We start from the raw sequence: 10,104 nt of genomic DNA, 5'->3' as shown, positions 1-10,104 counted from the left end.
AAAAGAAAATCCCTCAGGTTTTTACGTTGATCCTATGTTCTTCTGTCCGGCACAAGAAGTACAAGGGGAGGATACAAAAAAACCGTTGTATTTATTTGAAATACAACGGATTCTTTAAACTTATCAAATTACCTGTACACCCTCAGGGATTCGAACCCTGGACCCACTGATTAAGAGTCAGTTGCTCTACCAACTGAGCTAAGAGTGCTTATCTTTTCTTTTGCGGTTGCAAAGGTAGATTTTTTATTTTATTTAGCCAAACAAAAGAGAAACTTTTTAGTCACTTTTTGCAGGCTTTATTCGAACTCATATAGTTCGGACGGCGTACTCCGCTTTAACGCAAGCAGTTGCACATCCTTCCCTACAATGATACCTTTATTCTTTAATTTCCATTCCACTGTTTTATATGCCAATTCCGGATGGTTATTGTCTTTGCTGAGATGGCAAAGCCATATATAATGTAAATGTTCAGTGAAATTCTCAGCAAGAAACTCGGCTGTTGCCAGATTGCTCATATGCCCCGTATTACTTGATATGCGTTCTTTCAGATATTGGGGATAAGATCCCATTTTCAGCATCTCGTCATCATAGTTGGCTTCAAGAATCAGATAGTTAGCTTTCCGGATGTATTTGGCGGCAGTAGGGGTTATCTCTCCAAGGTCAGTCAAAAAAGAGAACACCTTCCCGTCTATTTCAATGCAATAGCCCACATTGTCCGTCCCGTCATGCGGAACCTCAAAAGACTCTATGTGAAAATCTTCCAGTTCCATCGGTTGTTCCTTTTCCAGATAGCGCACGGAAGAGTGCAGCTTCTCAGTCATACAATAACTCCTGTTGATTCCGGTATGAATACGGGCCGTTGTATAAACCGGAATATTCATCTTTTCACCCAAATGCCCCACGGCTTTGATATGATCGGCATGGTCATGAGTCACAAATACGGCACGTATCGACTCCATCGCTACATTGATATCCCTTAGTGTTTTCTTTATCGTTCGTATTCCAATACCGGCATCAATTAATATTCCATATGTATCAGTACCCAGATAGTAACAGTTTCCGCTACTGCCACTTGCCAGGCTTATAAATCTTACTTTCATGTTTTATCCTCTTCTTTAAAATGCAAATTGCCGTCAACTTTTGTGGCAAAGTGACGGCAAATATACATAAAAAAGAAGATAATTAGCTTTATGCTTTCTTCTTTTTGTCGATGGATTGGGTGATTTTAGCGAAAATAAGAAGTGCGATAGCAGCTACCAATCCGATACCTGCAAAATAATACCAGATATAATGAGCATTCACACTGGCAGCCTCCCATGCTTCACGAGACTCAAACAAAACAGGATCCGGACAATATTTAGTCAACAGCACACCTGCCAGCCCAAAACCGAAAATAGAGGAGAGAAAAGAGTGCAGATGACTAAATCCCAAGTACATACCCTCTTCCCCCTTAGGCGCCTGCAACGAAAAATACTCAAGGTATCTCGGAGAGATAAAACACTCTGCCAATGCCTGTATCACAATACCGGCTATCATCATCAAGGTAATATTGCTCATACCGGAAATGACATCATTGCCAAGCAGATTGCCCAATGCCATCAATAATGCCGAAATCGGAATGAGGAACATACCGATATTCATAGAAGTGATAGCCGTACGTTTAGCCATCCAACGGGTGATAAATCCAACACAACAGACTACGACAAAAGGGTTCACATTGGCAATCCAACCCGGTTTTGCCGTTTCACCGGCCATACGGATAACATACTTCGGCATTGTAGCATACAATTGCTGCTGCACCATCCAGAATCCGGTTATAATAAGGATCAAGATAAGCAGGCGCCAGTTAGTGATAATCCGCAAAAAACCTTGCCCGATCTCACGCATGCTTTTTCCTTCTCCCGCCGTATGTGTCGATTTATAAAAAAGGATTACCGCCAGAAGAGCCAAAATGGTCATTGCACCCGAAAAATAATTAATATAGATATATGCTTGCTCTCCAATCAGATTCCTTAGCGGGTCAATAATAGTCTTACCGGTGAAAGCGCCGATATTTACCATCATATAGAAAATGGAATATCCGCGTGCACGTGTAGCTTCGGTTGTCTCTTTGGCAACAGAAGCCGATATGATGGATTTAATAAAAGAACCACCGATCATTAAGATCGTCAGAATAGGCACAATCATCCATCGCGCATTACTATCCGGCAAACCGGAAAAACGTGTCACCTCGCCATAAGTCACCAGCCCGGCCGATTCAAGAAGAGTAGGCAATGTACCTAACCCTAAATATCCGATGGAAAGAAGCGAAAAGGCAATGATCATCGACTGGCGGAAACCTATCTTATCGGCATAAGCTCCCGAAAAAATAGGAAGCAAATACAACCCGCCGGAAAAAAGACCGGATATCATACTTGCTTCTAAATCATTGAATCCTAAAATACTGGACAAATAGATCGTGAGAACGATAAACACGGCATAGTAAGCCATGCGTTCAAACAGTTCGACTGTGTTGCTGACCCAGAAAGCTCTTGTGAACCCTTTGGCAGCACTTTTAGGGGAATTGTTCATGTAGATTTTTTATATTTAATGTGTTAATTCAGTGCAAAGATATATTTTTTTCAGCTATTTGTCTGTATATTTGTCCGCTATAACACCAAAGAAATGATAAAATGAAAATAGCTGTAGACTTTGACGGAACAATTGTAGAACATCGTTATCCACAAATCGGTAAAGAAATTCCTTTTGCCATCGATACTTTAAAAATGCTGCAACAAGAGGGACATTGGCTGATATTGTGGAGCGTACGCGAAGGAAAACTGTTAGAAGAAGCCGTAGAATGGTGCAAAGCACGGGGACTCGAGTTTTATGCAGTCAATAGCGATTATCCGGAAGACGACGCTCCCAAAGGTGACCGCTCCCGTAAGTTGAATGCGGAAATGTTTATAGATGACCGCAACTTGGGAGGTCTTCCCGATTGGGGAGTAATTTATCAAATGATAAAGGGAAATAAGACCTTTGCCGAAATACACAAACAAGAACCGGTCAAGAAGAAAAGAAAATGGTTTTAACATAAAAAAGAAATACCGCAAGAGACTTCTAATCCTACTTGCGGTATTTTTTTACTATCTATACGGGCATGTTTGTCTTGCCTGTATTATTTTTAGAACTGAAAGAAGTTTTTCGCATTATTATAGCTGATATCTTCAATCATCTGATTAACACGTTCCATTTCGGAAACCGGAATTTCACCATTTTCTACATCACGGCCTACCAGATTACACAACGTACGACGGAAATACTCATGACGCGGATAGGAGAGGAAAGAACGCGAGTCTGTCAACATACCTACAAAACGGCTCAGTAAACCCAATACAGAAAGAGCATAGATTACATAATGTACGGCGGAAATATTCATGACGCGGATAGGAGAGGAATGAACGAGAGTCCGTCAACATACCTACAAAACGGCTCAGCAGACCCAGTACGGAAAGAGCATTCATCTGTTTCTCCATACCGTCTTTCTGATCGAGGAACCACCAGCCCGAACCGAACTGGATTTTTCCGGCTACCGTACCATCCTGGAAGTTACCTAACATCGTTGCAATGACCTCATTTGCACATGGATTCAAATTATAAAGGATAGTCTTTGTCAATTTTCCATTCGAATTCAATCGGTCGAGGAACTTAGACATTGCTTTTGCCGTAGTAAATTCACCGATTGAGTCGAAGCCCGTATCCGGACCAAGAAGCTTAAACATCTTGCTGTTATTATTACGGATAGCACCATAATGGAACTGCTGAGTCCAACCTTTTTCCCAATCCATCTCACCGAATACGACAAGCATAGCCGATTTGAATTTCAGAATTTCTTCTTTGGTCAATTCGGCACCGCCATACACCTTATTAAATATAGCTTTGATTTCTGCATCTGTATAATCTTCTGCATAAAACTCTTCAATACCATGATCGGATAATTTACATCCTTGTTCGGCAAAGAAGTCGTGGCGTTTGCGCAAAGCAGCCACCATATCATCAAATCCGGAAATGGTGACGCCGCTAACTTCCGATAGTTTTTCCATATAGGCACGGAAATCAGCAGGAACCTCTACTGCCATTGCCTTATCCGGACGCCATGTGGGAAGCATCTTTATCTCGAATCCGCTTTCACGAGTCTTTATATGGTATTCCAATGAATCAACAGGATCATCAGTAGTACAAACCACTTCTACATGATAACGACGCATCATGCCACGAGCGGAATACTCCGGTAAAGCCAACTTCTCGTTACACTCATCATAAATTTCACGGGCTGTCTTCGGATTCAGAATCTTATCAATGCCAAACGCTGTTTTAAGTTCAAGATGAGTCCAGTGATACAACGGATTACGGAATGTGTAAGGAACAGTCTCTGCCCATTTTTCAAATTTCTCCCAATCAGTAGTATCCTTACCTGTACAATAACGTTCGTCTACACCATTGGTACGCATTGCACGCCATTTATAATGGTCGCCGCCCAACCAGATTTCAGTCAGTGATTTAAACTGATAATCATCAGCAACCATTTGAGGAATTAAGTGGCAATGGTAATCAATAATTGGCATCTTAGCCGCATGTTCGTGATACAACTTCTGTGCAGTTTCTGTTTGCAACAAGAAGTTCTCGTCCATAAAGTTCTTCATTCTACTGTGTTTTAAATATAAAAAATAATTACTTCCTATATCGTAACCTATATAGTATTGATTGTAAAGCTAATAGGCTTGATTTTTGTTTTAGTTTTATTAACCGTTATCGAACACAAAAGTAGAAAAATTACTTGTAGAAACAAAATAATTCGTATATTTGCAGCGAATATTTATAATATTTAAGTTTTAGAGCTATGGAAGACCAGAACTACACCATTAAAGATATAGCCCGTATGGCAGGAGTTTCTGCCGGTACAGTAGACAGAGTATTGCATAATCGCGGGGATGTTTCCGAGAAAAGCAAAGAGAAGGTACAAAAGGTGCTTGATGAAATCAATTATCAGCCCAACGTATTTGCCATCGGACTGGCCGCCAAAAAGAAGTATGTAATTACCTGCATGATACCTCATTATAATGAACATGATTATTGGCATTCCGTAGCAACTGGTATCGAACGCGCCCGACAGGAGCTACGCCCTTTCAATGTGAGCGTCGACTACCTGTATTACACACATGGAGATCGCAGTTCTTATCAGGAAGCATGCAAAACAATAGAGAACAGTGATACAGATGCACTGCTGCTTGCCCCTAACTTCAGAGAAGACACCCTCCCCATGCTTGAGTATTTAAAAAAGAAGAAAATACCTTTTGCATTTATCGACTTTGACATACAAGAAGCCAAACCACTGATATATATCGGACAAGATTCCTATAAAAGCGGATATATCGCTGCCAAAATATTAATGCGAAACTATTCGGAAGGGCAGGAGATAGCCTTATTCTTAAACAACAATAAAGAAAATCCGGCAGAAATACAGATGCAACGCCGCCTGGAAGGTTTCATGAGTTATTTGGCCGAAGAACATAGAGATACGATAACCTACGATGTGATACTCAATAAAGAGAATCCGGAGCAGAATGACGAAATACTGGATGTCTTTTTTTCGGAACATCCCAAAGCAACATTGGGAGGAGCCTTCAATTCCCGGGTTTATCAGGTAGGAAATTATCTGCACAAAAAAGGTAAAAGAATGAAAGGTTTGATAGGATACGACCTTTTGAAGGACAATGTGGAACTGCTAAAGTCGGGAGAAGTCACTTATCTGCTCGGACAACGCCCTGGTTTACAAGGCTATTGCGGCGTAAAAACACTATGTGACGATATCGTATTTAAAAGACCGGTCGAACCACTGAAATATATGCCGATCGATATTCTCTTAAAAGAAAACATTGATTTCTACTTTGAGTTTGAATAACATAACATATTAATTTTATAATTTCAATTAACATGAAAGCATTAAACAAAGAAACAGCTCCTAAGGCCCAACGCCCGGAACGTATTATCCAATTTGGTGAAGGCAATTTTTTACGTGCATTCGTAGACTGGATTATCTACAACATGAATGAAAAAACCGATTTCAATAGTAGCGTAGTAGTAGTTCAACCTATCGACAAAGGTATGGTAGACATGCTAAATGCACAGGACGATCTTTATCATGTAAACCTGCAAGGCTTGGATAAAGGCGAAGTCGTAAACAGCCTGACAATGATCGATGTCATCAGCCGTGCTTTAAATCCTTATACGCAAAATGCCGAATTTATGAAGTTGGCAGAACAACCGGAAATGCGCTTTGTTATTTCTAATACCACCGAAGCCGGTATCGCTTTCGATCCATCTTGCAAATTGGACGATGCACCCGCCTCTTCTTATCCGGGCAAATTGACCCAACTGCTATATCATCGTTTTAAAACATTCAACGGAGACAAGAGCAAAGGTCTGATCATTTTTCCATGCGAACTTATTTTCCTTAACGGCCATAAATTAAAAGAGACAATCTATCAGTATATCGAGTTATGGAACCTCGGAGAGGAATTTAAAACATGGTTTGAAGAAGCTTGCGGCGTATATGCAACATTGGTAGACCGTATTGTTCCGGGATTCCCCCGTAAAGACATCGATGCAATCAAAGAAAAACTGCAATACGACGACAACCTGGTTGTTCAGGCTGAAATATTCCATTTGTGGGTAATTGAAGCACCGCAAGAAATTGCGAAAGAATTCCCTGCTGACAAAGCGGGATTAAACGTACTGTTCGTTCCGTCCGAAGCACCTTACCACGAACGCAAAGTGACATTGTTGAACGGTCCGCACACGGTGTTGTCTCCCGTAGCTTACTTGTCGGGAATCAATATCGTACGAGATGCCTGCCAACACGAAGTGGTAGGCCAATACATCCACAAAGTGATGTTCGACGAGTTGATGGAAACCCTCAATCTGCCGAAAGATGAACTGGACAAATTCGCCCATGACGTATTGGAACGCTTCAATAATCCGTTTGTAGATCACGCCGTAACAAGCATTATGCTGAACTCATTCCCCAAGTATCAAACTCGTGACCTTCCGGGATTGAAAACTTACCTGGAACGTAAGGGTGAACTTCCCAAAGGATTGGTACTTGGACTGGCAGCTATCATTACTTATTACAAAGGCGGTGTTCGTGCCGATGGTGCTGAAATCGTACCAAATGATGCTCCGGAAATAATGAATCTATTGAAAGACTTATGGGCAACAGGTTGTACCCGAAAAGTTGCAGAAGGTGTACTGGGCGCAGAATTCATCTGGGGTGAAAACTTGAACAATATACCGGGATTGACTGATGCAGTGAAAACCGATCTTGATTCTATTCAAGAAAAAGGTATGTTGGAAACAGTAAAAAGCATTCTCTAAACAACCGAGAATGCATAAAAGTCCGCCTTATCTTTTAAGTATTGTCTATAAAAAGAAACCGGTCTCAATTAAACAAAAAAAGAGCAGTCTTTTCACTATGGGAGCTGCTCTTTCTCACTTAATCATAGAGACTGTTTAAATTTTCCTTTAAAAAGTTTTATCAGTTTATTTTAAATTTATTCTCAATCTGCTTTTCTGTTTTCACCGTCAGAATAACCTGCTATCCTCCTAAAAACAAAAAAACATCCTCAAAAATAGCCTTCAAAATAATGCAGAGCGTAATTTAAACAAATTCTAAAAAATCAATCGATTGTAAGGTCTTCAATAACTTCTTTCGACTGTTGGTTCACATCTTTTTCAACTCTCGGAGAAGACAATACCCAATAGCCTAACAACAACACTGCTATGATAATGGCAATAATAATCCATGTTCTGTTTTTCTCTTTCATTTTCGTTAGGGTTTAGTGATTTTATATGCCAAAGAACAAACAGGAACCAAGTTTGTTCAAACACAATACATCAGCCATCATCACATACCAGATAATTTTATCGATGTCAATAGGTAAAAAATTAAATTGCTAAATCGATAAGTATAAACCAAACGCTTCTTTTTCCAAACGCTTCTTTAAACTTCGGAGAAAAAAAGAAAGGTTAATCATATACGAGATAATCATATATATATCAACCATATACATCATCAATATCAAAGATAAAAAGAGCCGTATTTCCTTTGTACAAGAAATTAATATTAACACCATGTTAAATACAATCTTTTGCCGGCAAGAATACGCTTCTTTACAGACAAAGAATAAATGTTTTGCAAGAAAAGAAATAATATGCAAGAAACGGGATTAACAATGTTAAAATCAGAACGATGTTCATTCTGATTCTGCCGCTCTAAGTATAAAAGTAGTAGCGCCGATAGTCACAATAGCCCCATCTTCTATACGGATACGATCTTTATCACCCAAAACCTCATTCATCAGGAAAGTACCTGTAAGACTGGGAGCGTCCCGAAGAGTATAGACCAACTTTCCTAATTTATCCCGCTTCACATTAATAACGCAATGACGACGATCCATGCTCATATCACCGGTTTCAATCGGCATATTTATAACTGTACCGACACAGCGGCGTCCAATTACATTATCTCCTTCTTGCAAAGGCAATATCTGCTTGAATCCAAATACATTTTCAATAACAACAATACATCCAAACTCACCCTTACAAGCATCCTCGTTCAATACTTCTTCTTTCTGGGAGGCTTTCACCTTACTTTTCCCTAAACGGATACTAAACTGCTTACCACAATGCTCACAAACAAAAACCAAAGATTGACCTTCGGTATATTTCGTTTCATCAAAAGACAGATAATTCTCACATTTAGGACAACGAACTCGTTTCATATTTTATAATAGGGAAATAGGGGAATCATATTTATTTAGCCAACATCCATGCCGTTTTATAAGCTTCATTCTCTCTTATTTTCAGAAGTTGCTTCATAGCTTCCTCACGAGTAGCATACGACATGATACTTACACGAACTTTACCATCACTATTCAAAACCTTAGCTTTAGGAAATCCTTTCGCCTTAAGCTGCTCAGCCATTATCTCCGCATCCTTTAAAGTAATACCTCCGGCTACGATTATGTGATAATTATCTTCCATCTGCTTCTCTGCTACAGGTTTAACAACCTTTACTTCTTTCACCACCAGAGGTTTCGTTGCCCTTTTTCCTGTTTCTTTTTCAGAAGAGGTAGCCCCATGCGATATCTTCGCCGTTGTCACACTTTTTTTCGTCTCTTGTTTCACCTCAACAGGAGTCATCACTACAGATCGGTTCTCGATTTTTTCAAATAAATCTATCGGAAGTAACCGGGCATAATTATCTTTTTCAACAGCCGTATTCTCTATTGGAGTAGAAAACGCAAAAAATAACGCAATTGCAGCTATCATAGCGACGGCATTACGCAAAACAGCGCGATTTATCCTAATTTCATATGGCTTTGTTCTCTCCTGAGCTGCCACAGGAATCAACACTTTCTCTTCCGGCTTATGCAAAACTGCCAACTCTTTCATCTCAAAAGAATCAAGTCCATATAAATAAGGTGTAGTAATTCTGTTCTCATAAGGAATAAATTCATAGGCACCATGAATCGTATACCTCAATTCTCCTACATTTACCAAGTCTACCTTTCCCTCTTTATGAAGCACCGCAATCAACTCCGCCACTTCTTCTTCTACTATCTTAGTAGCATCCGAAAAGTTCGTGTCATACACAGCCATATATGATTGTACCAACAATCCGTCATTCAACTTTAACTGCGGATTAAAACCGATGGTGCGAGTAGGAGGGAGGAAAGTGTTTCCTTCAACCCGCATTGCAGGGGTATAGTATGCTACAAAACCTCCAAATCCGGGAACGATTACGCAATCATTCTCTAATAACAAGACTTCTATGTGCTGTGCTAATTCAATCATGAGTACAAAATTAGGTGTTTTATTGGAGATATGCCAGAAATTCACATAATTTATTCAAAACACAAGTTAATCAATTTTATATGATTAAAATAATTAAAGTAAAAAATTATACTACGAATGCAATAAATTTATCAAGACTAAGTTTTAAATATAAAATAATACAAATTAGAGAAAAAAAGAATAGTATACCTTAATTCCGCAACACTTTGA

General features: G+C 39.6%; 8 protein-coding genes, 1 tRNA gene and 2 pseudogenes. 3 read left to right on the top strand and 8 right to left on the bottom strand.

The annotated features are described in order from the left end of the window. Window positions 1–135: 135 nt before the first annotated feature. From QVP90_RS06115 to QVP90_RS06105, 3 genes are all read right to left on the bottom strand, one after another. Window positions 136–208 (bottom strand) — tRNA-Lys (locus QVP90_RS06115). An 88-nt stretch (window positions 209–296) separates the two neighbouring features. Continuing rightward, the gene (locus QVP90_RS06110) at window positions 297–1,100 is read right to left on the bottom strand and encodes an MBL fold metallo-hydrolase (protein WP_005931850.1); all 804 of its coding nucleotides are present in this window, start codon (window positions 1,098–1,100) and stop codon (window positions 297–299) included. Window positions 1,101–1,188: 88 nt separating this feature from the next. Beyond that, window positions 1,189–2,571 (bottom strand): MFS transporter, encoded by a 1,383-nt coding sequence (locus tag QVP90_RS06105; RefSeq protein WP_007481007.1) that lies wholly within the window; start codon window positions 2,569–2,571, stop codon window positions 1,189–1,191. A gap of 101 nt (window positions 2,572–2,672) precedes the next feature. Between QVP90_RS06105 and QVP90_RS06100 the strand changes: the two genes are divergently transcribed. After that, window positions 2,673–3,071, top strand: coding sequence for a BT0820 family HAD-type phosphatase (locus QVP90_RS06100; protein WP_021935930.1), 399 nt, complete (start codon window positions 2,673–2,675; stop codon window positions 3,069–3,071). A 92-nt stretch (window positions 3,072–3,163) separates the two neighbouring features. Here the strand turns inward: QVP90_RS06100 and QVP90_RS06095 are convergent. Further along, window positions 3,164–3,385 (bottom strand): annotated as a pseudogene (locus QVP90_RS06095) (glucuronate isomerase); the annotation flags it as partial. A gap of 1 nt (window position 3,386) precedes the next feature. Beyond that, window positions 3,387–4,682 (bottom strand): annotated as a pseudogene (gene uxaC, locus QVP90_RS06090) (glucuronate isomerase); the annotation flags it as partial. 197 nt (window positions 4,683–4,879) lie between these two features. On the opposite strand from uxaC, the gene QVP90_RS06085 reads away from it, so the two are divergent. Together QVP90_RS06085 and QVP90_RS06080 are read left to right on the top strand one after the other, a co-directional pair. Then, window positions 4,880–5,941, top strand: coding sequence for a LacI family DNA-binding transcriptional regulator (locus QVP90_RS06085; protein WP_005931837.1), 1,062 nt, complete (start codon window positions 4,880–4,882; stop codon window positions 5,939–5,941). A gap of 32 nt (window positions 5,942–5,973) precedes the next feature. After that, window positions 5,974–7,413 (top strand): tagaturonate reductase, encoded by a 1,440-nt coding sequence (locus tag QVP90_RS06080; RefSeq protein WP_005931835.1) that lies wholly within the window; start codon window positions 5,974–5,976, stop codon window positions 7,411–7,413. Between the two features lie 302 nt (window positions 7,414–7,715). On the opposite strand, the gene QVP90_RS06075 is transcribed toward QVP90_RS06080, so the two are convergent. The 3 genes from QVP90_RS06075 to QVP90_RS06065 form a co-directional block, all read right to left on the bottom strand. Then, a complete protein-coding gene (locus QVP90_RS06075; protein ID WP_005931831.1) occupies window positions 7,716–7,862 on the bottom strand; it encodes a hypothetical protein in 147 nt (48 codons plus the stop codon). A 429-nt stretch (window positions 7,863–8,291) separates the two neighbouring features. Beyond that, window positions 8,292–8,819 (bottom strand): FHA domain-containing protein, encoded by a 528-nt coding sequence (locus QVP90_RS06070; RefSeq protein WP_007481012.1) that lies wholly within the window; start codon window positions 8,817–8,819, stop codon window positions 8,292–8,294. 31 nt (window positions 8,820–8,850) lie between these two features. Further along, window positions 8,851–9,894 (bottom strand): SPOR domain-containing protein, encoded by a 1,044-nt coding sequence (locus QVP90_RS06065; protein WP_264380851.1) that lies wholly within the window; start codon window positions 9,892–9,894, stop codon window positions 8,851–8,853. Window positions 9,895–10,104: the final 210 nt, after the last annotated feature.

The organism is Bacteroides sp. CAG:189 (assembly GCF_000432295.1).
Lineage (GTDB): Bacteria > Bacteroidota > Bacteroidia > Bacteroidales > Bacteroidaceae > Bacteroides > Bacteroides salyersiae.
This window is presented reverse-complemented; position numbering and strand designations above follow the sequence as displayed.

Coding starts and splice junctions, on each gene's coding strand:
- QVP90_RS06110 (WP_005931850.1), bottom strand. CDS start 1,100: ATGAAAGTAAGATTTATAAGCCTGGCAAGTGGCAGTAGCGGAAACTGT.
- QVP90_RS06100 (WP_021935930.1), top strand. CDS start 2,673: ATGAAAATAGCTGTAGACTTTGACGGAACAATTGTAGAACATCGTTAT.
- QVP90_RS06085 (WP_005931837.1), top strand. CDS start 4,880: ATGGAAGACCAGAACTACACCATTAAAGATATAGCCCGTATGGCAGGA.
- QVP90_RS06080 (WP_005931835.1), top strand. CDS start 5,974: ATGAAAGCATTAAACAAAGAAACAGCTCCTAAGGCCCAACGCCCGGAA.
- QVP90_RS06105 (WP_007481007.1), bottom strand. CDS start 2,571: ATGAACAATTCCCCTAAAAGTGCTGCCAAAGGGTTCACAAGAGCTTTC.
- QVP90_RS06065 (WP_264380851.1), bottom strand. CDS start 9,894: ATGATTGAATTAGCACAGCACATAGAAGTCTTGTTATTAGAGAATGAT.
- QVP90_RS06075 (WP_005931831.1), bottom strand. CDS start 7,862: ATGAAAGAGAAAAACAGAACATGGATTATTATTGCCATTATCATAGCA.
- QVP90_RS06070 (WP_007481012.1), bottom strand. CDS start 8,819: ATGAAACGAGTTCGTTGTCCTAAATGTGAGAATTATCTGTCTTTTGAT.